This window comes from Nocardioides alpinus, assembly GCF_900112035.1.
Taxonomy (GTDB): Bacteria; Actinomycetota; Actinomycetes; order Propionibacteriales; family Nocardioidaceae; genus Nocardioides; species Nocardioides alpinus.
In genome coordinates, this window is the sequence record NZ_FOKC01000001.1 from 956,729 (window position 1) to 976,485 (window position 19,757).

18 protein-coding genes are annotated in these 19,757 nt (G+C 71.9%); 11 read left to right on the top strand and 7 right to left on the bottom strand.

Going from position 1 to position 19,757, the window contains the following annotated elements; all coding sequences use genetic code 11:
- The first annotated feature begins 21 nt into the window (after positions 1 to 21).
- From BM127_RS04620 to BM127_RS04635, 4 genes are all read left to right on the top strand, one after another.
- A complete protein-coding gene (locus BM127_RS04620) occupies positions 22 to 855 on the top strand; it encodes a trypsin-like serine protease (protein ID WP_091194887.1) in 834 nt (277 codons plus the stop codon).
- Between the two features lie 120 nt (positions 856 to 975).
- Positions 976 to 4,287, top strand: coding sequence for an AfsR/SARP family transcriptional regulator (locus tag BM127_RS04625; protein WP_139227642.1), 3,312 nt, complete (start codon positions 976 to 978; stop codon positions 4,285 to 4,287).
- Positions 4,288 to 4,298: 11 nt separating this feature from the next.
- Complete coding sequence (locus tag BM127_RS04630) at positions 4,299 to 4,931, top strand: DUF2461 domain-containing protein (protein WP_091194892.1); 633 nt, start codon at positions 4,299 to 4,301, stop codon at positions 4,929 to 4,931.
- A gap of 68 nt (positions 4,932 to 4,999) precedes the next feature.
- Positions 5,000 to 5,536, top strand: coding sequence for a hypothetical protein (locus tag BM127_RS04635; RefSeq protein ID WP_091194895.1), 537 nt, complete (start codon positions 5,000 to 5,002; stop codon positions 5,534 to 5,536).
- A gap of 57 nt (positions 5,537 to 5,593) precedes the next feature.
- Here the strand turns inward: BM127_RS04635 and BM127_RS04640 are convergent, their stop codons facing one another.
- Positions 5,594 to 6,052: an RrF2 family transcriptional regulator gene (locus BM127_RS04640; RefSeq protein WP_091194898.1), complete on the bottom strand. Its 459-nt coding sequence runs from the start codon at positions 6,050 to 6,052 to the stop codon at positions 5,594 to 5,596.
- 125 nt (positions 6,053 to 6,177) lie between these two features.
- On the bottom strand, positions 6,178 to 7,080 hold the full coding sequence (locus BM127_RS04645) for a sulfite exporter TauE/SafE family protein (RefSeq protein WP_091194901.1): 903 nt from the start codon (positions 7,078 to 7,080) through the stop codon (positions 6,178 to 6,180).
- A 285-nt stretch (positions 7,081 to 7,365) separates the two neighbouring features.
- On the opposite strand from BM127_RS04645, the gene BM127_RS04650 reads away from it, so the two are divergent.
- The 5 genes from BM127_RS04650 (at position 7,366) to BM127_RS04670 (ending at position 12,777) form a co-directional block, all read left to right on the top strand.
- The gene (locus BM127_RS04650; protein WP_091194904.1) at positions 7,366 to 9,240 is read left to right on the top strand and encodes an acyl-CoA dehydrogenase; all 1,875 of its coding nucleotides are present in this window, start codon (positions 7,366 to 7,368) and stop codon (positions 9,238 to 9,240) included.
- Positions 9,241 to 9,438: 198 nt separating this feature from the next.
- Positions 9,439 to 10,338 (top strand): ABC transporter ATP-binding protein, encoded by a 900-nt coding sequence (locus BM127_RS04655; protein ID WP_091195513.1) that lies wholly within the window; start codon positions 9,439 to 9,441, stop codon positions 10,336 to 10,338.
- Positions 10,335 to 11,120 carry an ABC transporter permease gene (locus BM127_RS04660; protein ID WP_091194907.1) on the top strand — a complete coding sequence of 262 codons (786 nt, stop codon included), beginning with the start codon at positions 10,335 to 10,337 and terminating at the stop codon, positions 11,118 to 11,120. The genes BM127_RS04655 and BM127_RS04660 overlap by 4 nt, the downstream gene beginning before the upstream one ends.
- Positions 11,057 to 12,175, top strand: a complete 1,119-nt coding sequence (locus BM127_RS04665; RefSeq protein ID WP_139227643.1) for a sensor histidine kinase — start codon at positions 11,057 to 11,059, stop codon at positions 12,173 to 12,175. Before BM127_RS04660 ends, BM127_RS04665 begins: the two co-directional genes overlap by 64 nt.
- Positions 12,172 to 12,777: a response regulator transcription factor gene (locus BM127_RS04670; RefSeq protein WP_091194911.1), complete on the top strand. Its 606-nt coding sequence runs from the start codon at positions 12,172 to 12,174 to the stop codon at positions 12,775 to 12,777. Before BM127_RS04665 ends, BM127_RS04670 begins: the two co-directional genes overlap by 4 nt.
- A gap of 6 nt (positions 12,778 to 12,783) precedes the next feature.
- Here the strand turns inward: BM127_RS04670 and BM127_RS04675 are convergent, their stop codons facing one another.
- Complete coding sequence (locus BM127_RS04675; RefSeq protein ID WP_091194912.1) at positions 12,784 to 12,996, bottom strand: DUF6458 family protein; 213 nt, start codon at positions 12,994 to 12,996, stop codon at positions 12,784 to 12,786.
- A 149-nt stretch (positions 12,997 to 13,145) separates the two neighbouring features.
- Here BM127_RS04675 and BM127_RS04680 point away from each other — a divergent pair, with 149 nt between their 5' ends.
- Positions 13,146 to 13,973, top strand: a complete 828-nt coding sequence (locus BM127_RS04680) for a maleylpyruvate isomerase family mycothiol-dependent enzyme (RefSeq protein ID WP_091194914.1) — start codon at positions 13,146 to 13,148, stop codon at positions 13,971 to 13,973.
- Complete coding sequence (locus tag BM127_RS04685; protein WP_091194916.1) at positions 13,970 to 14,899, top strand: oxidoreductase; 930 nt, start codon at positions 13,970 to 13,972, stop codon at positions 14,897 to 14,899. The genes BM127_RS04680 and BM127_RS04685 overlap by 4 nt, the downstream gene beginning before the upstream one ends.
- Here BM127_RS04685 and BM127_RS04690 read toward each other — a convergent pair whose 3' ends face one another.
- From BM127_RS04690 to BM127_RS04705, 4 genes are all read right to left on the bottom strand, one after another.
- Entirely contained in the window at positions 14,900 to 16,396 is a 1,497-nt protein-coding gene (locus BM127_RS04690; protein ID WP_091194918.1) for a hypothetical protein, read from the bottom strand.
- Between the two features lie 84 nt (positions 16,397 to 16,480).
- Positions 16,481 to 16,720 (bottom strand): hypothetical protein, encoded by a 240-nt coding sequence (locus BM127_RS04695; RefSeq protein ID WP_091194919.1) that lies wholly within the window; start codon positions 16,718 to 16,720, stop codon positions 16,481 to 16,483.
- Positions 16,721 to 17,225: 505 nt separating this feature from the next.
- Complete coding sequence (locus BM127_RS04700) at positions 17,226 to 18,461, bottom strand: fatty acid desaturase family protein (RefSeq protein ID WP_091194921.1); 1,236 nt, start codon at positions 18,459 to 18,461, stop codon at positions 17,226 to 17,228.
- 68 nt (positions 18,462 to 18,529) lie between these two features.
- The gene (locus BM127_RS04705; RefSeq protein ID WP_091194922.1) at positions 18,530 to 19,660 is read right to left on the bottom strand and encodes a ferredoxin reductase; all 1,131 of its coding nucleotides are present in this window, start codon (positions 19,658 to 19,660) and stop codon (positions 18,530 to 18,532) included.
- Positions 19,661 to 19,757: the final 97 nt, after the last annotated feature.

A 19,757-nucleotide genomic window follows, 5' to 3' on the forward strand; every position in this document is an offset into this window, starting at 1 on the left:
GACGGTGAGAGGAGAACCGCCATGTCTGTCCTGAGATCCGGCCGTGCGCGCGCCGCCGCCGTGGCCGCTGCGCTGCTCGCCCTGCTGGCGCCGACGGCTGCCCATGCCATCACCAACGGGAAGCCGACCACGGAGTACGACAACGTCGGCTCCTTCGTCGTCGAGGTGGAGCCCGCGGGTGGCGAGCCCTACCTGGTGCAGCTGTGCACCGGCACGATGGTCTCCGACCGTGTGGTCCTCACCGCGAGCCACTGCATGGACCGTGGCGCCTACGCCGACGACTGGGGAACCGTCTGGTTCACCCTCGAGCAGCGCATCAGCGACGGCGAGAGCTGGGAGCTGGACACGGACCTCGACCTGCTGACCGGCACGCCGGTGCCCGACCCCCGCTACACCGGCACGTCGCACTACGCCTACGACGTCGGCGCGTTCGTGCTCGACGCACCGGTGGCCGTCACCCCGGCGGTGCTCGCCGAGGTCGGCCACCTCGACGAGAGGTCGCTGCGCGGCTCGACCTTCACGACGGTGGGCTACGGCATCAGGCGCGACGACAAGAAGAAGTCGACGCAGGCCTTCCTGCCGCCGTGGCAGCGGATGGTCGCCACCCAGCCGCTCGTCAACGTGACGCCGGGCTACGCCACCTTCTCGATGAACCTCGCCCGGGGCCACGGCGGCACCTGCTACGGCGACTCGGGCGGTCCGCACTTCAATGCCGCCGGCGAGGTCGTGGCGGTCACGACGACAGGTGACATCCCGTGCAAGGCGAGCGACCAGGCGACGCGGGCGGACACCCAGGTCGCCCACGACTTCATCGGGGACGTCATCGAGCACCCCGACGCGTACGCCGGCGAGTAGGGCCCGCGGGGGTCTAGCCCGGCAGTCGATCCGTGGGGGATCGGCTGTCGGGCAGGACCGCGACGACCTACGATCGCGGGCACGAGCCAGGCGCCCGACCGGCTCGGCCGGGGGTGCGTGGTGGGGACCATCGCCGACCTCGACGAGCCCACCATCCGGCTCCTCGGGCCTGTCGAGGTCGACGGCGGGTACGACGTCACCCTGGCGCCGCGCGAGCGAGCACTGCTCGCCAGGCTGGCGATCGACACCGGGCGGACCGTCACCGTCGACCGGCTCGTCGACGACCTCTGGGGCGACCACCCACCGGCCAGCGCCCGCAACGCGCTCCAGGTCTACGTCTCCCACCTGCGGTCCCGCCTCGGCCGCGAGTCGATCTCCTCGCGGGGCGGGGGCTACCGCCTCGAGCTCGGCCCGGACCGCATCGACTCCCTGGCCTTCGAGCGGCTCGTCGCGGTGGGCATGGGGCTCGCCACCAGCGGGCGGGCCGCCGAGGCGACGCACTCCCTGGACACCGCGACGGGGCTGTGGCGGGGGGAACCGTTGGCCGACCTCGCCGGCTACCCGTTCGCCCGGGTCGAGGCGGCCCGTCTCGACGAGCTCCGCGCCACCGGGCTGGAGCACCTCGCCGAGGTGCTCCTCGCGGTCGACGACCTCGACCGGCTCGAGGAGCTCACCCCGCAGGTCCGTGAGTTCCCCTTCCGCGAACGACTGAGGGCGGCGGTGATGACAGGCCTCTACCGACAGGGTCGTGCCGTCGACGCGCTCGCGCTCTACGCCGAGGTGGTCGACCAGCTGCGCGAGGAGCTCGGCCTCGAGCCCGGACCGACCCTCAAGGCTCTGCAGCGGGCGATCCTCACCGACGACCCGGCCCTCACCGCGTCCCTCCCCTCCGGCGAGCTGACGCTCGTCGCGACGGTGCTCGACGCCTCTGCGGCGCTCGAGGGACAGCTCGCCGACGCCTACGGCGACGCCCTGCTCACGCACCGCGACCTGCTGCGCTCGGCGTTCGCCGCGTGCTCCGGGCTGACCTTCCCCACGGACGGCGAACGCCTGCTCGCGGCGTTCCCGACCGCCCTCGATGCCCTCCGCGCCGCCGCTTCCGGGCACCGCGCCCTCGCCGGACACCCCTTCCCCCACGGCGTGCGCGTGCAGGTGCGGATGGGCGTCCACACCGGCACACCCCGCGTGGTGGAGCAGCACTACGTCGGCGGGGAGGTGCACCGCGTCCTGCAGGTGGCCCTCGCCGCGTCGGGCGGCCAGACCCTCGCCACCGGGACCACCGCACGGCTCCTGGGCGACGACGTGCTCGCTGCCGACGGGTTGCGCGTGACCGACCTCGGTCGGCACCGCCTGCCCGACGCCGCGCAGCCCGAGCACCTGCACCAGGTGTCGGAGACCGACGAGGAGTTCCCCCCGCCCCGCTCGCTCGGTGGCCGCAGCAGCCTGCCGCGCCCGGTCGTACGCCTGGTGGGTCGCGACCAAGCACTCGCTGCGCTGGTCGAGGAGTCCGGGCGCCCGGGTTCGGGCCTGACGACGCTCGTCGGCCCGGGCGGTGCCGGGAAGACCCGGCTGGCGATCGAGGTGGCCGACCGGGTGGGCAGGACGGTGGCCGGCGGTGTCTACTTCGTGGCGCTCGAGACGGCCGGCACCCTCGAGGACGCGTGGGGGGCCGTGGCAGCAGCGCTCGACCTGGCGATCGACACCCCCGCACCGGACGCCGTCCTGGCCCAGCTGGCCGAGCGCCGGACCCTCCTCGTGCTGGACAACGTCGAGCAGCTCGACGAGGTCGCGACGGCGATCGAGGACCTGCTCGGCGTCGACGGGGAGGTGCGCCTCCTCGCCACGTCCCGCCGCCCCACCGGCGTCCGGGGCGAGCGGTTGCTCCGGCTCGACCCGATCACCGACGGCCGGGACGCGTCCCTCCTCTTCGCCTCGTACGCCGAGCTGGCGCGACCCGGCTTCGTCCTGGACGACGACAACCGCGAGGCCGTCGCGCGGATCTGCCGACGCGTCGACGGCCTGCCGCTGGGCATCGAGCTCGCTGCCGCCCGGGTGCGGCAGCTCCTGCCCCGGACTCTGGCCGACATCCTGGACTCAGGTCACGACCTCGTGGTCGGCGGACCCTCGCGCCCCGACCGGCAGCGCGACCTGCACGCCCTGACCGACTGGTCCTTCCGCCTCTTGGAGCCCCACCAGCAGCGCCTGCTCGAGCTGCTGGCCCTGTTCGTCGGCGGCGCGGACCTCGACACCGTCGCCCGCCTCCCTGCCACCGACGGTCGCGACCCCGTGGCCGTCGCACTCGAGCTGGCCGACGCCAGCCTGGTCCGCGTGACCGAGGACGGGGCGCCGCGGATCACGATGCTCGAGACGGTCCGGGCGTACGTCGCCGGCAACCTCGCCGCCTCCGGCCGGAGCGACAGCGCCCGCGACCTGCACCTCGCCGCCCACGTCGACCTGGCGCGGCGGCTGCACCCGCGGGTGGCGAGCCGCCGCCGCGCCACCGAGGTGCTGCTCCGCGAGCGCAGCAACGTCGAGGCGGCCCTCGACCGGGCGCTCGGCTCCGGGCAGGAGGCCGCGGCCGCCGAGATCATCAGCGACCTCGGTGAGGCGTGGCACCAGCTGGGCCCGCGCGCCTTCGGCTACATCGAGCGCACCGCGGCGCGCTGCCCCAGCGACTCACACGTCCGGGGATGGCTGACCTACTGGGACTACCGCCGCCGCTGGGACACCGAGGTCGACGACCGGTTGCTCCTCGACCTGCTCCTGGATGCCGAGGCCCGGCTGCGCGCCGCGGGTGACATCGAACCGCTCGCCGCCCTCCTCGCCTACGGCGGCAACCTCGGCGTCGACGTCGGGCTGGGCGTCGACTGGGGCGTCGACCGCGCACGCGAGGCCGTCGGTCTCGCGGAAGGCCTCGGCGACGACTGGCTGATCGGCCTCACCGCCACCGCCCTGGTGCGCGAGCTCAGTGAGGCCGGCCGCACCGGCGAGGCGCGCACCCCGCTCGAGCTGGGCAGGTCCGCAGCCTCCCGCCTCGGCGACGTGGCCCGTCTCGACGCGCTCACGATGAACGAGGCCGAGCTCCTCGCCCAGGAGGGACGGCACAGCGAGGCGTGGGCGCTCGCGGCCCCGGCCGCGGTCGGGCTCGTCTCGAGCCGGTCGGAGGGCATGTTCTGGAGTGCGGCCCACCTGCTCGCCCGCCTCGCGGCGCACGATCGACCGGCAGCAGCGGCGTCCTTGATGGGAGTCGGCCTCGGGGCGCTGGACCGGATGGGCAGCACACCCAGCTCGCACGACCTCGAGCACTTCCGCGACCGGGTGCGGCCCGCCCTCGACCTGCTCGGCGCCGAACGCTTCGACAGCCTGGTGGCGGAGGGGCGCTCCTGGTCGCGCGAGACCGCGGTGGCGCGGGTGCTGGACCTGCTCGGCTAACGTCGGTCGACGTGAGCTTCACCGGATTCCCCGTCGCCGCGCTGGACTTCTACGACGACCTCGAGATGGACAACACCAAGTCCTTCTGGGAGGCCAACAAGGCTGTCTGGAAGGAGTCCGTCGAGGCGCCGATGAAGGCGCTCGTCACCTCGCTCGAGCCGGACTTCGGCCCTGCCAAGGTGTTCCGCCCCTACCGCGATGTGCGCTTCGCCAAGGACAAGACGCCCTACAAGACCCACCAGGGGGCGTACGTCGGGGCGGGGCCGTCGACCGGGTGGTACGTCGAGATCTCGGCGCGCGGCACCCGCGTCGGTGGCGGCTTCTACGACGCCGACGGTCCGCGTCTCGCCGCGATCCGCGAGGCGATGGCCGACGAGAAGACCGGCAAGGCGCTCGAGCGGGTGCTGAAGCGGCTCGAGAAGGACGGCTTCGAGATCGGCGGCGACCGGCTCAAGACCTCGCCGCGCGGCTACGACGCCGACCACCCGCGCATCCACCTGCTGCGCTGCAAGCAGCTGATCGCCAACAAGTCCTACGGCTTCGAGTCCGATGCCATCGACGCGGGGCTCGTCGACCGGGTCCGCGCCGACTGGAAGACGCTGCGACCGCTGGTCAGCTGGCTGCGCGCCGTCGAGGTCGACTGACCAGAGAATTTCGACGCCCGACAGCGCGCGTTCACATCCCTGACTCACGCGGGGGCGATGCTGGCGTCATGGCGAAGCGACTCCTCCTCCTGCACATCGGCCCCGACCCGGTGGACGTCTCGGCGATGACCGACGGGCTGGCACTGGGCGCGATCGCCGTCCCGGACGCCGAGGCCGAGGCCTTCGCCCACGCGGGCATCGAGATCCGTCGCGCCCACAAGGCCGCCGGCCTCAAGCGCAAGCAGGTCGAGGGCGCGTGGGCCTCGGTCTGCCGGCGTGCCTACCGGACGAAGGCCGACTGCTTCGTCAGCGTGCCGGACTTCTTCGGGGCGAACCACGAGCAGGCCGCGCTCGCCCTCGACCACACCGTCGGGTTCAAGGTCGTGCTCGTGGTCACGAGCGGCTTCGACGTCGAGCCGCCCGCCCCGTGGATGTCACTGGTCAAGGACGGCCGTACGCACGTGCTTCCCTCGCACCTCTCCGACGAGCAGCTGGCCGCACAGGTGGCGAGGATCGCGCTGATCGAGGAGGAGGCGCGCCTCGACAAGCGGATCGCCAAGATCGGCAAGCTGCGCAAGCAGGTCAACAAGCGTCTGGCCGCCTGAGCCTCCTCGCTCACCTCTCGCTGGTCGAGGAGTGAGGGGCGCCGGCGACGAAGGCGCTCAGTGGGGCTGCCAGGCGTCCTCGTCCTCGGTGAGGGCGGCGACGCCCTGGGGGAGCGTGCCGTCGGCGAGGTCCTGGATGCTGACCTGCTCGAAGACCAGGCGCAGTGAGCTGCGCGCGGCGATCCAGACGTGCTGGAGGACCTTCGCCGAGTCGTCGTACTCGACCGACTCGGGGCGCAGGCCGTAGACCGAGACCAGCGGGCCGTCGACGGCGCGGATCACGTCGGCGACGGTGACCGTCTCCGGCTTGCGCGCGAAGCGCCAGCCGCCCGACTGGCCGCGCTGCGACACCACGATGTCGGCGCGCCGCAGGTCGGCGAGGATGGCCTGGAGGAAGCCGTGCGGGATCCCCTGGGCCTTGCCGAGCTGCTCGGCACTCACGGCGGTGCCGTCGGTGCGCACCGCGATCTCGATCAGGGCCCGCAGGGCGTAGTCGGCTTTGGCGGAGACGCGCATGAGTGCAGTTTGTCAGATATGTCGGCCAACACAGTGATGCTTGACCGCGACTGCCCCCGAACGCCGCGTACGCCGCCCCCGCCGCGCGTGGCGGGAGGGACGGCGTACGACGTGGCGCGCGTGCGTCAGGCGGTCGCCGACTCGAGCGTGCGCTCGTCGTCGCGGGCCGCACGCGAGATGCGCTCCTGCTTGACGGCCCAGACGATGCCGGTGATCCAGAGGACGAAGACCACCGCGGCGGTGACAGCGACGCCGATGCCGGGGACGCCGACTGCCTCGAGGAGGGTCTTGGAGTTGGTGAGGATGATCAGGCCACCTGCAGCGACGCCGAGGACGCGGGCGGCGAGGTGCTTGACCAACCAGGCAGCGATCGGCGCGGCGATGACGCCACCGGCGAGCAGTGCGCCGGCGTAGCCCCAGTTGATGTTGGCGGCGCCGAGGCCGAAGAGGAAGCCGAGCGACCCACCGACGGCGACGACGAACTCGGAGGTGTCGATCGAGCCGACGACCTTGCGGGGCTCGAGGCGACCGCTGGAGAGGAGCGACGTGGTGCCGACCGGGCCCCAGCCACCGCCACCGACCGCGTCGAGCGTGCCGGCGATCAGGCCCATCGGGGCGAGGAAGGCGGCCGACGGGCGGGCCTTGAAGGTCGGACGGGCGCCGCCGAGGCGCAGGAAGCGGTAGACGACGTAGACGCCGAGGCTCAGCAGGATGACGGCGACGATCGGCTTGGCGACCGCGGCATCCATGTGGGAGAGCAGGGTGGCGCCGAGGAAGGCGCCGACGAAGCCGGGCAGCGCGAGGATCGAGACGGTGCGCCAGTCCACGTTGCCGAGCTTGTGGTGGGAGAAGCCCGACACCAGCGAGGTGCCGATCTCGGAGAAGTGGACCGCGGCCGAGGCAGCGGCCGGGGCCACGCCGACGGCGAGCAGGAGGGTCGAGGACGTCACGCCGTAGGCCATGCCCAGGGATCCGTCGATGAGCTGGGCGATGAGGCCCACGACACCGAGAACGATGAGATTGCGCATGCGCAAGGCTCCTTGCGAGGTCTGGTCCGGTCAGGTCGGGTGACGTTCCCCCAGGCACTAGGTCGCGCGACTGTGGTTTGTCAGGTGAAAGAGTAGACATACATGTCCTGATAGACAAAACCGACATGCCGATCGGCCACGCCTTCGACCTCTCGACCTTCCACCTGTGACCCGCGACATCGGGCGTTCGTGTTGCGCGACGGCCGGTCGCGAGGCATCATTAAGTTACTGGCGAGTAGGCCGTGCCTCTCGCTCCCAGACCGCGACATGGAACAGGTGGAAGCCGTGAGCCACTACAAGACCAACCTCCGCGACATCGAGTTCAACCTCTTCGAGGTGCTCGGCCGCGACGAGGTGCTCGGCACCGGACCCTTCGGCGAGATCGACAGCGACAGCGCCCGCGAGATCCTTCGTGAGGTGGAGCGCCTCTCCCGCGAGGACGTCGCCGCCTCGTACGAGGAGAGCGACCGCAACCCGCCCGTCTTCGACCCCGCCACGCACACCGCGCCGGTGAGCGAGGCGTTCAAGGCCTCGTACCAGGCCTGGATGGACTCCGAGTTCTGGCGCCTGCAGGTCTTCGAGGAGATGGGCGGCACCCCCGCCCCCTCGTCGCTGGTCTGGGCGATCGGCGAGATGGTGCTCGGCGCCAACGCACCGGTGTGGATGTACGCCGCCGGCCCGGCGTTCGCCAACGTCGTGCACCGCAACGGCAACGACCGCGACAAGCAGGTCGCGCAGTTCATGGTCGACCGCCAGTGGGGCTGCACCATGGTCCTCACCGAGCCCGACGCCGGCTCCGACGTCGGCGCCGGCCGCGCCAAGGCCGTCCCCAACGAGGACGGCACGTGGAACATCACGGGCGTCAAGCGCTTCATCACCAGCGCGACGCACGACATGAGCGAGAACATCATGCACCTCGTCCTCGCGCGCCCCGAGGGCGTCGAGGGCGTCGGCGGTCCGGGCACCAAGGGCCTCTCGCTCTTCTGGATGCCCGAGCACCACTTCGACCTCGAGACCGGTGAGCTGACCGGCGAGCGCAACGGTGTCTACGTCACCAACGTCGAGCACAAGATGGGCATCAAGGTCTCCAACACGTGCGAGGTCACCTTCGGCGACCCGCAGGTCGGTGGCGGCGAGCCCGCGAAGGGCTGGCTGCTCGGCGAGGTCCACGACGGCATCGCGCAGATGTTCCAGGTCATCGAGAACGCCCGGATGATGGTCGGCACCAAGGCCATCGCCACGCTGTCGACCGGCTACCTCAACGCGCTCGACTACGCCAAGGAGCGCGTCCAGGGCGCCGACCTCACCCAGGCCGCCGACAAGACCGCCCCGCGCGTCACGATCACGCACCACCCCGACGTACGCCGCTCACTGATGACGCAGAAGTCGTTCGCCGAGGCGATGCGCGCGCTGGTGCTCTACACCGCCACCTGGCAGGACCAGGTGATGGTCGCCGAGCACGAGGGCACCCAGGGCTCCGACGAGGCCCGCCTCGCCGCGGCGGTCAACGACCTCCTGCTCCCGATCGTGAAGGGCTACGGCTCCGAGCGTTCGTGGGTGCTGCTGGGCACGGAGTCGCTCCAGACCTTCGGCGGCTCGGGCTTCCTCCAGGAGTACCCGATCGAGCAGTACGTCCGCGACGCCAAGATCGACACGCTCTACGAGGGCACCACGGCGATCCAGGGCCAGGACTTCTTCTTCCGCAAGATCGTCAAGGACCAGGGCAGGGCCCTGGGCCACCTGGCCAAGGAGATCGAGACCTTCATCGCCTCCGAGGCCGGTAACGGTCGCCTCAAGAACGAGCGCGCCCTGCTCGCCACCGCGCTCGAGGACGCCAACGCCATCGTCGGCCACATGATCAACGACCTGATGTCGTCGGCCGAGGAGGTCCGCAACATCTACAAGGTGGGCCTCAACACCTCCCGCCTGCTGATGGTGCTCGGCGACGTCGTCTGCGCTTGGCTGCTGCTGCGTCAGGCCGAGGTCGCCCTGACCAAGCTCGGCGGCGAGGTGTCGGACAAGGACAAGACGTTCTACGCCGGCAAGGTCGCGGCCGCCCAGTTCTTCGCTCAGACCAACCTGCCGAAGATCAGCGCCGAGCGCGCCATCGCCGAGGCCATCGACCTCGACCTGATGGACCTCGACGAGGCGTCCTTCTGATCCTCTGATCCACCACCGAGCGGTGGTCCAGCCACACTCCGAACGCCGAGGAGCGTGGGTGGGCCACCGCTGGTGCGCGGGGGTGGCGTGCCGGCCCGGTCCGGCACCTCGACCACCGAGGTGGGGATGACAGGTGTCACGCCGAGGTCGTGACCTCCGGCCCCTGTGCTCGACGCCGTACGGCGACAGGCTGGGACCATGAACACTCCCGCCATCCGGGCCACCGGCCTCCGCAAGACCTTCCGGGCCGGCGACGGCAGCACGGTCGTCGCGGTCGACGACGTCGACCTGACGATCGCGGCCGGCGAGATCGTCGCGTTCCTCGGTCCCAACGGAGCGGGCAAGACCACGACCGTCGACATGCTGCTCGGCCTGACCCGGCCGGATGCGGGCACCGTCGAGGTGTACGGCGTGGAGCCGGGCGCCGCGGTCCGTGCCGGCCGTGTGTCCGCGGTGATGCAGACCGGTGGCCTGCTGCCCGACTTCACCGTCGAGGAGACCGTCCGCGCCATCGCCGCGACGCACGGGCGCAGCGACCGGGTCGCGGCCGTCATCGAGCGGGCCGCGCTGTCGGAGATCGCGGACCGTCGCGTGCAGGCCTGCTCGGGCGGCGAGCAGCAGCGCCTCAAGTTCGCCCTCGCGCTCGTCCCGGACCCGGACCTGGTGATCCTCGACGAGCCGACCGCCGGGATGGACGTCGCCACCCGCCAGCACTTCTGGGACACCATGCGCGCCGACGCCGCCCAGGGCCGCACCATCGTCTTCGCCACCCACTACCTCGCCGAGGCGGACGAGTTCGCCGAGCGCACGGTGCTGATCGCGCGCGGCCGCATCGTCGCCGACGGCCCCACCGCCGACGTACGCGCCTCCTTCGGCGGGCGCACCGTCTCCTTCCGACCGCCGGACGACGTCGTACGCCCTGACGGGCTCGACCCGGCGTGGCTGGCTCGCGTCGAGCAGGCACTCACCCCCCTCGGCGTCACCGGCGTCGAGGTGTCCAGCGCCAGCCTCGAGGCGGCCTTCCTCGCCCTCACCGGGGACGCGTCCCTCGCCGACCCCGCGCCGACGACCCCCGAGCTGACCGGAGCTACCCGATGACCGCCACGACCACTGCGCCGACCCGGACCCGCGGCCCGCGCCCCGCTCTGGGGACGTACGTCGCCCTCGACCTGCGCCGGCAGGTGCGCGACCGCGTGGGGATGTTCTTCATCGTCGCGCTGCCGTCGTTCATGTACGTCGTCTTCGGCCTCGGGTCGGATGATCGCGTCGGCAGCGGCAACGTCGCGATGTACGTCATGACCTCCATGGCGACCTACGCCGCGGTGACCGCGACGACGACGGTCGCCGGGACGGCGACCGTCGAGCAGACGATGGGATGGGGCCGCCAGCTCGCGCTGACCCCGCTCCGGCCGCTGACGATCGTCGGCATGAAGGCGGCTGTCGCGATGGCGGTGGCTGCCGTGGCCGTCACGCTCGTGTTCGCGGTCGGCGCCGTCACCGGTGCGTCCGGCGCTGCCAGCGACTGGGTGCTCTCGGCACTGGTCATCTGGATCGGCTCGGCGATGTTCGCGATCTACGGCCTGGCCATCTGCCTGGTCTTCCGCGGCCCCAACACCCCCGGCATCGCGTCGGGCCTGATCGTGGTGATGGCCTTCCTCGGCAACCTCTTCACACCGATGGACGGACTCATGCTCGACATCGGGCGGCTGACACCGATGTACGGCTTCGCGGCACTGGCGCACTACCCGCAGACCGACGGGTGGCTCCCACTGGGCGACCACGACCCGCTGTGGCTGCCGGTCGCTAACGTGCTCGCGTGGACCGTGATCTTCTCGCTGCTGGCGCTGTGGGGCGTACGACGGAGCCGGGCGCGCACGTGAGCGCCGCCGTGGCACCCGCCGGGCTCCCGACGAACCCGTGGGAGAAGTGGGGTTGGGTCTTCGCGTCCATCTGGCTGGTCTTCCTCGTCTACCCGGTCATCGCGGTCGTCGAGTCCGACGCGTCGACGGGCGTCAAGGTGCTCGCCTTCGCCTGCATCGTCGCCTTCGCGGTCGCCAACGTGATGGGCTACGCCAGCCACCGGCGGGTCTGGCTCCACCTCGCCGCGATGGTCGTGCTCGCCGTGGCGACGATCCCGGTCATCGGCATCAGCGCGATCTCCTACACCCCCTACCTCGCGATGCTCTCGGCGCTCGCGCTGCCCGCACCGGCCTGGAAGTGGGCGGTGGGGTTCTGGGCCGCGACCCCGCTGCTGTCGCTGCTCGGCATCGACGGCTTCCCGCCCTACTTCTTCCTCACCATCTGGCCGGTCATGCTCGGCGGCGTCATGCTGCGGATCTTCGGCGAGCGCGAGCGGGTGGCCCACGAGGCGCAGCAGCAGCTCGCCATGGTCGCCGAGCGCGAGCGGGTCGCCCGCGACGTGCACGACGTGATCGGCCACTCGCTCACCGCGATGTCGGTGAAGGCCGAGCTGGCTGCGCGCCTCGTCGACGCCGACCCCGCCCGGGCGAAGGCCGAGCTGGAGTCCATCCAGGCCACCGCCCGCCAGGCCCTCGCCGAGGTGCGCGCGACGGTCGGTGGACTGCGGGCCGGCAACCTCGAGGCCGAGCTCGCCACGCTGCCGCGCGTGCTCGACGACGCCGGCATCGAGACCACCGTCGCGGGCACGGTCGCCGACACCGACCCGCGCCACCGGGCGCTGCTCGCCTGGGTGCTGCGCGAGTCGGTCACCAACGTCGTACGCCATGCGCGTGCGCAGTCGGTGGTGATCGAGCTCGGACCCCATGGCATCGCCGTCACCGACGACGGCGCCGGCTGCGCCGGGGTCGAGGGCAACGGGCTGCGGGGCATGCGCGAGCGGGTCGCCGGGGCGGGCGGCACGCTCGAGATCAGCGCGGCCACCCCGGGGACCCGCATCCAGGTGGCACTTCCGTGATCAGGCTGCTGCTCGCCGACGACCAGGCGCTCGTCCGGGGAGCCCTCTCGGCGCTGCTCGACCTCGAGCCGGACCTCGAGGTCGTCGCCCAGGTGGGCCGGGGCGACGAGGTGGTCGAGGCGGCCCGCGCCTCCGGGGCCGAGGTCTGCCTCCTCGACATCGAGATGCCGGGCCTCAACGGCATCGACGCCGCGGCCGCCCTGCGCCGTGACCTGCCCGGCGTGCGGTCCCTGATCGTGACGACCTTCGGCCGACCGGGCTACGTCCGTCGCGCGATCGAGGCCGGGGCCTCCGGCTTCGTCGTCAAGGACACACCGGCGCGCCAGCTCGCCGACGCCGTACGACGGGTCCACTCCGGCCTGCGCGTGATCGACCCGGACCTCGCGGCGGAGTCGCTGATCGACGGGCCGAGCCCGCTGACCGGCCGCGAGCGCGAGCTGCTGACGTACGCCCTCGACGGGTCACCGGTGGCGACGATCGCCGCGCGCGTGCACCTCTCCGAGGGCACCGTGCGCAACCACCTGTCCGCCGCGATCGGCAAGACCGGCGCGACGACGCGCAGCGAGGCCGCGCGGATCGCCCAGGACCGCGGCTGGCTGTGAGCCGGGTCAGAGCTCGCGGCGCTCCTCGACGTGGGTGGTCCTCGAGCGCTGGTTGTTCATCACGAGGCCGAGGACGAGGGCCAGGACGCCCGCGATCACCAGGATCCAGCCGACGGTGGCGGGGTCGACGACGTCCTGGACGGACTGCGGGAACTCCTTGATGGCGAACAGGAGGATCAGGCCGATGACGAGCAGCAAGATGCCGATTCCGATACCCATGACGACTCCTTTGGCGTGGCGCGGTCGGTTCGGGGCCCGACCGTCCCCGGAAGCGTAGGACCGGCCGGTCCCGAAATGACGCAACCCCACTCCGCCGAGTGGGGCTGCGCCGTCAGGCGGAGGTCAGCGGGTGCATCTACGCTCTCCCCATGACCGATCCCGTGACCGACCAGGACCGACTCGGCACCCTCGTCTCCGTCTGGTGGGAGGCGGTCGACTCCTTCACCCACGTGCTCGAGCAGGTGGGTGAGGACCAGTGGTCCACGCCGACCGACCTCCCCGGCTGGGACGTGCACGCGGTCGCGGCGCACACCGCCCACCTCGAGGCGCTGCTGGCCGGTCGTGCCCACGACGACGTCGAGATCGGCGACGCCCCGCACGCCCGCGGGATGATGGGCCAGTTCACCGAGCAGGGCGTCGTCGCCCGGCGACCCGAGTCGCCCGACGCGCTCATCACCGAGATCCGCGAGTCGACCACGGCGCGGCACACCCAGCTCCTCGCCGACCCGCCCACCGACCCGTCCGCGCCTGCCCCCGGTGTCTTCGGGGCGATCGGCTGGACCACGGGACTGCTCCTGCGCAACCGGCCCCTCGACGTGTGGATGCACGAGCAGGACCTCCGCCGGGCGCTCGACCTGCCCGGCAACCTCGACTCGGCACCAGCGATCCACGCGGCCGACTACCTCATGGAGAGCCTGCCCTTCGTGGTCGGCAAGCGGGCGCAGGCTCCGATCGGGAGCGTCGTACGTCTCGAGGTGGCCGGCCACGCTCCCGTGACCGTCGCCGTGGGCGAGGACGGACGCGGCCGCGCCGCCACCGCGGACGACGGCGAGCCGACGGTGACCCTGTCGATGGACCGGGCGACCTTCGTGGTGCTGGCCGGGGGACGCCGACCGGCCGAGCCGGACGTCGTCGGCGTCTCGGGCGACGACGAGCTCGGCGCGCGGGTCCTCTCCGCGCTGGCAGTCACCCCGTGAGCGAAGCAGCCTGGACGACCGACGACATCGGTGACCTGACCGGACGCACCGCGGTCGTCACCGGACCGACCCTGGGCGGCCTGGGCTTCCACACCGCCCTCGAGCTCGCCCGTCACGGTGCCCGCGTGGCGCTGGCCGGCCGTACGCCGGCCAAGCTCGACACGGCCGCCGAGGCGATCACCGCCGAGGTGCCGTCCGCGCTCCTCGACACCCTGGTCGTCGACCTCTCCGACCTCGGATCCGTACGGGCTGCGGGCGCGGCCGCCGGCGACCTCGGCGCGATCCACCTGCTCGTCAACAACGCGGGCGTCATGGCCAGTCCGTACCGCCGCACGGCCGACGGGCTGGAGTCGCAGATGGCGACCAACCACTTCGGTCCGTTCCTGCTGACCGGTCTGCTCCTCGACCAGCTCGCCGCCTCCGGCGAGGGCCGGGTGGTCACCCTGTCCTCGCAGATGCACCGACTGGCACGCTCCGCGCCGCTCGACGACCCGCGAGCGCGACGGCGCTACAGCCGGTGGATGGTCTACGGCCAGACCAAGCTCGCCAACCTGCTCTTCACCCTCGAGCTCGACCGCAGGCTCCGGCGCGCCGGCCTGCCGGTGCTCGCGCTGGCTGCGCACCCGGGCCTCGCGGGCACCCACCTCGCCGTCAACGGCCAGCTCGGCAGCACCGAGGGACGACGGGCCGCCATCCTCGACGCCGCCGTCAAGGCGGTCTCCCAGACCGCGGCCGCCGGCGCGTGGCCCAGCCTGATGGCCGCCACCGGCGACCTGCCGGGAGGGACGTACGTCGGACCCGGCGGCCCGGGTCAGGCCAGCGGCCGGCCGCGGATCGTCGGCACCGCGCCACTTGCCCGCGACGAGATGGCGCAGCGGAGGCTCTGGGAGACGAGCGAGGAGACCGTCGGGCTCACCTGGCCCTGATCAGTCCCGGTCGCGGACGCGGACCAGCCCGGCGAGCGTGCCGAGCCACGCGGTGCCACCCGCTCCGAGCATGACCTGCGAGTCGTCGCTGCCCGCCAGCAGGCCGGTGCCGGTGCGCACGCTCCACATGCTGCGCCCGGTCTCGGCGTCGAGGGACGTGAGGTACCACGCGCTCACCCCGAGCAGCGAAGGTCGCTTGGTCCAGGCATAGAGCAACCCCTGCGGACGGCTCGCGGTCACACCGGCGCCCGGGGAGACCGCGTCGCTGGTCCACCTCTCGACACAGGTCCCGTCGAGGAGGTCGACGCGCGCGATGCCGGGGTCGCTGGCGAAGCCGAGCACCGTGCTGCGAGGCGACGTGTAGCCGTGGTTGTTCGTCACCACCACGCCCGCGCCGAGCGAGGCGAGGTCACTGTGGGTCGAGCCCTCGTCCTTCCCGAACACGGGTTGCCGGCAGATCACCGCACCGCCCTCGCGTGCCACGAACAGCACGCCCAGCCGCCCGTCCGCGCTGTCGGTGATCGCCACGGCGCCGCCGTCGACCAGCACCGGCGCCGACCCGCTGGTGCCGTCGTACGCGGTGCGCCAGGCGGCCTGCGGCGTCCCGTCGGGCCCGGCGGTGAAGCGGTGCAGCGCAGCGTCGGTGACGACGTAGACGCCACCCTCGTCCGCGACCAGGTCGCGACGGACGTCCTCGCCGACGTCGATGACGCGGACCTCCCCCGTGTCCGTGGCGATCGTGCCGACGAGCCCGTCGCGCGAGACCCACCAGAGGCGCCCGGCCCAGTCCTGGGTGAGCGCGACGAGGCAGTCACCGAACGGGACGTAGGGCTTGAGGTCCCAGGTGTCGTCGACCGCCAGCTCGGCGGCACCCTTCGCCGCCGTCGTACGCACCGCCAGCACCCGGCGGTCCGTGGTCGCGACGACGGCACGGTCTGCGCTGTCGAGGTGGAACGCGTCACCGGCGCAGTCACCCGCGGTGTCGGGCAGGACCCGGGTGGCCGTCGGTCGCATCGAGTCGGGGTCGACCAGCCGGAGGCTCGGACCCGTGCGGTCGGTGCAGAGCCCGACGAGGCGATCGGCGGAGGTCAGCTCGAGGTGTCCGCACCGCTGCAGGCCGAGCCACGACGTCTCCACCTCGGGCTGCAGGCCCAGCGGTCCGACCCGCGTCGATGAGGCGGGCGCGAGGTGCGGGTTGGTCGTGGCCCCACTGGCGGCGGGGATCCGCTCCACGGCCGGACGTCCGACGTACCCCGGTCCCGACCAGGCGCCAGGAGCCGGCGGGATCGGGAGCCAACCGTCCGGGACCGCCAGGATGCTCAGCACGACGGCGACGCAGGCACCCGTGATCCAGCCAGCCGTACGCCGGCTGACGTGCGCGCGGTCCTGGACCCACCACCGGACGCGGGGCACGCAGAGCGCGGCGGCCGCGAGCAGGAGGACGACCGGACCCCAGGCGAGCCAGAGGAGCAGGAGCACGCCGACCAGCCAGACCACCGGGCGACTCTAGGTGAGCGGCGGGCCGGTCCCCGGGAGGCTCATCGACCAGGCATGCGTGGCGCGCGCCACTGCCGGGTGTGATCAGTCGAGTGCAGGCCGGGGTGCGGTGAGGGTGAGCTCGGCGAAGACGCCGTGTCCCGCGCCGTGGCGCAGGAAGACGCGCGAGCGCCGGGGCACCGGGACCCGGGTGGACGGAGCCTCGTTGATCGGCACCGCGTCGGGCTCGGCCTCGCGCCGCGCGACCGGCGTCCCCGTGAAGTGCTCGAGGTCCTTGAGTCGACCAGCCAGGTCGATCTCGTGAGAGTTGTGCTCCCGCTTCATCGGCGTGCTCCTTCCGCCCCCACATGGCAGGTCCCCCACGGACCGCCTGAGGACAAGGCTAGGAGCGGGAGCGAGGCGCCGGTGGCCACTAGGAAGAGCCTTCGGCAAGTCTGCGGAAGGCGGTCCAGACAACCGGCCCGTGTCCCGTCGAACGGGGGTCAGGCCTTGACCCTCGCGGTCGGAGCCGGCCTCGCCCGGGGGTCGCCTGCGGGCTCGCCGAAGCCCCGCCGAAGCCGGTGGCGCCGGCTTCGATCAGGCAGCGGGCGGGTGCGCTGCGGACCCGCTCTCGACGGACGCCCGCGGTCGCGGGACCCACAGCGCCGACGACTCATCCCGCACGTCGTACGGCACTTCCTCCACGGAACCGATGCGGATCATCGGGCCCTCCCCTTCGAATCCTTGGTCTTCATGCTTCTCCCCCACCGATTGTGCTCCTGACACCAAGGATGTGGGAAGAGCGATCCTGATACATCCGTAGGACCACGGATGTGTCCAGACCAGTGCCTCAGGCGGCCGCGCGGGACTCGCTCTCCAGCTTGCGACCCAGCAGGCGACGCGTACGGCGGTCACCGGTGGCCATCTTGTAGAGGATGCCGAGCTGCTGCGGGGCGTTCTTGGCGTTGGTGGTCTTGAGCCAGCCGTTGGGCAGCGAGAGCCGGACGACCTTGTGCCAGGCCGAGTAGACCTGCGGGACCAGCGGGCGCGCGCAGTAGGTGAGGTCGTACTTCTCGAAGAGGGCCTGCACCTTCGGCGCGATCTCGGCGTAGCGGTTGGACGGCAGGTCGGGGAACAGGTGGTGCTCGATCTGGTGCGACAGGTTGCCGCTCATCAGGTGCAGGGCCTTCGAGCCGGAGATGTTGGCCGAGCCGAGCATCTGGCGGACGTACCAGTCGCCCTTGGTCTCGCCCTCGATCGAGCGCTTCTCGAAGGTCTCGACGCCCTCGGGGAAGTGGCCGCAGAGGATGATCGAGTTGGACCACAGGTTGCGCACGATGTTGGCGGTGACGTTGGCCGCCAGCGTGGGCAGGAACGAGCCGGTCGGGATCGAGAGGGCCGGGTGGACGACGTAGTCCTTGGTGGCCTGCTTGCGGATCTTGTTGAGGACCTGCTTGGCGCGGGCGCGGAACTCCGGGTCCTTGGTCTGCTTCTTCTTGATGACAGCACCGAGGTCGAGGTCGTAGGCGGCGATGCCGTACTCGAAGAAGACCGCGTTGATGAAGCACCAGATCGGCTGGCCGAGGTGGAACGGCGCCCAGGTCTGGTCCTCGTCGACGCGCATGATGCCGTAGCCGAGGTCGTTGTCCTTGCCGACGACGTTGGTGTAGGTGTGGTGCACCTCGTTGTGGCTGTGCTTCCACTGCGCGGCGGGTGACGCCATGTCCCACTCCCAGGTGCTGGAGTGGATCTTCGGGTCGCGCATCCAGTCCCACTGGCCGTGGAGGATGTTGTGGCCGATCTCCATGTTGTCGAGGATCTTGGCGATGCTCAGGCCGGCGGTGCCGAGCACCCACGCCGGCGGGAAGGCGCTGAAGAGCAGCACCGCGCGCGAGCCGAGCTCGATCTTGCGCTGGCGGTCGATGACCTTGCGGATGTACGCCGCGTCGCTGGCGCCGCGGGAGTCCAGGACGTCCTGACGGATCGCGTCGAGCTCGACGCCGATCTGCTCGATGTCGGCCTCGGTGAGGTGCGCGATGGGGTTGGACTGGCCCGGGAGGGCGGACTTCTTCTGGATCGTGGTCATGTCGATCTCCTTCAGTTCCTTGGTCTCGACACGGCGCTGGCGCGCCTGCTCAACCGGCGGATGTGGGGTCAGTGGTCGATGTGGCACGGGCCGGCGGCGGCGCTGATGCAGGTCTGCACCTTGATCGCGCCGGTCTCGCCGGGCACTGCGGTGGTGATGGCGCCGTTGCGGAGGTCGCGGACGCTGCCTTCGCGGAGGGGGAGGACGCAGCCCATGCAGATGCCCATCCGGCAGCCGCTGGGCATCAGGACGCCGGCCTCTTCGGCGGCGTCGAGGATCGGGGTGGCGCCGTCGAGCTCGAGGGTGGTGCCGGAGGTGAAGCTCAGCGTGCCGCCGTCACCCGGCTCCACCCGTGCCGTGCGGAACTGCTCGGTGGTCAGGGTGACCCCTGCCGCCTCGTGGTGGGCAGCGAGGGCGTCGAGCAGTCCTGCAGGGCCGCACGCGAGGGTCGTACGGTCGGCGAGGTCCGGGACCAGGTCGGCCAGGTCGTCGACGTCCAGGACGCCGTGCTCGTCGTCGTACCTCGCGACGAGGCGGATCGCGCCGGCGGCGTCGAGCGCCTCGAGGTCGCGGATGAAGATCGAGTCGGGGTGGCTCGGCGCGACGTGCACGACGACGATGTCGTGGTCGGCGCTGCGGGCCGGGCGGAGCACGCCGTCGTCGGTGCTCGGGAACAGGTTGCGCAGCATGCCGATGACGGGCGTGATGCCCGATCCGGCGGTCACCATCAGGAACTTGCCACCTGCGGGCGGGAGGACGAACTCGCCGGCCGCCTGCTCGAGGTGCACGAGGGTGCCCGGCTCGGCGCGGTGGATGAGGTGGTTGCTGACGAGGCCGCCGGGGACGGCCTTGACGGTGATCGAGATCCGGCCGTCGCGGCGCGGCCCGTGGGTCAGCGAGTAGGCGCGCCACTGGCGTACGCCGTCGACGTCGATGCCGATGCGGAGGTACTGGCCGGGCACGTGGCCGGCCCAGTCGGCGCCGGGGCGGATCACGATGGTCGCGGCGTCGGCGGTCTCGGCGTGCACGGCCTCGATGCGCCCGCGCAGGTCGGCACCGGAGCGGAGGGGGGCGAAGAGGTCCATGAAGTCGGCCGGGAGGTACGGCGTGGTGGCCGCCTCGGCGACGCGGACGAGGTGGTCGCCCAGGCGGCGGCTCCGTCGGGTGCTGCCCGCAGGCGGCTCGAGAGTCGTGGTCATAGGTACAAAGGTGCCCCAGGTGGGGCTCGATTACCTGCCTGCGGCACGTGAATCCACGGTATGCTTTTGTTCGTAGCGAACAAGAGTGACCCCAGGA

Bases quoted from the DNA above. Each gene is read 5' to 3' on its own strand.
- BM127_RS04660 (WP_091194907.1), top strand. From the start codon at position 10,335: ATGACCGCCACGACCACTGCGCCGACCCGGACCCGCGGCCCGCGCCCC.
- BM127_RS04680 (WP_091194914.1), top strand. From the start codon at position 13,146: ATGACCGATCCCGTGACCGACCAGGACCGACTCGGCACCCTCGTCTCC.
- BM127_RS04675 (WP_091194912.1), bottom strand. From the start codon at position 12,996: ATGGGTATCGGAATCGGCATCTTGCTGCTCGTCATCGGCCTGATCCTC.
- BM127_RS04695 (WP_091194919.1), bottom strand. From the start codon at position 16,720: ATGAAGCGGGAGCACAACTCTCACGAGATCGACCTGGCTGGTCGACTC.
- BM127_RS04705 (WP_091194922.1), bottom strand. From the start codon at position 19,660: ATGACCACGACTCTCGAGCCGCCTGCGGGCAGCACCCGACGGAGCCGC.
- BM127_RS04700 (WP_091194921.1), bottom strand. From the start codon at position 18,461: ATGACCACGATCCAGAAGAAGTCCGCCCTCCCGGGCCAGTCCAACCCC.
- BM127_RS04655 (WP_091195513.1), top strand. From the start codon at position 9,439: ATGAACACTCCCGCCATCCGGGCCACCGGCCTCCGCAAGACCTTCCGG.
- BM127_RS04635 (WP_091194895.1), top strand. From the start codon at position 5,000: ATGGCGAAGCGACTCCTCCTCCTGCACATCGGCCCCGACCCGGTGGAC.
- BM127_RS04640 (WP_091194898.1), bottom strand. From the start codon at position 6,052: ATGCGCGTCTCCGCCAAAGCCGACTACGCCCTGCGGGCCCTGATCGAG.
- BM127_RS04620 (WP_091194887.1), top strand. From the start codon at position 22: ATGTCTGTCCTGAGATCCGGCCGTGCGCGCGCCGCCGCCGTGGCCGCT.
- BM127_RS04645 (WP_091194901.1), bottom strand. From the start codon at position 7,080: ATGCGCAATCTCATCGTTCTCGGTGTCGTGGGCCTCATCGCCCAGCTC.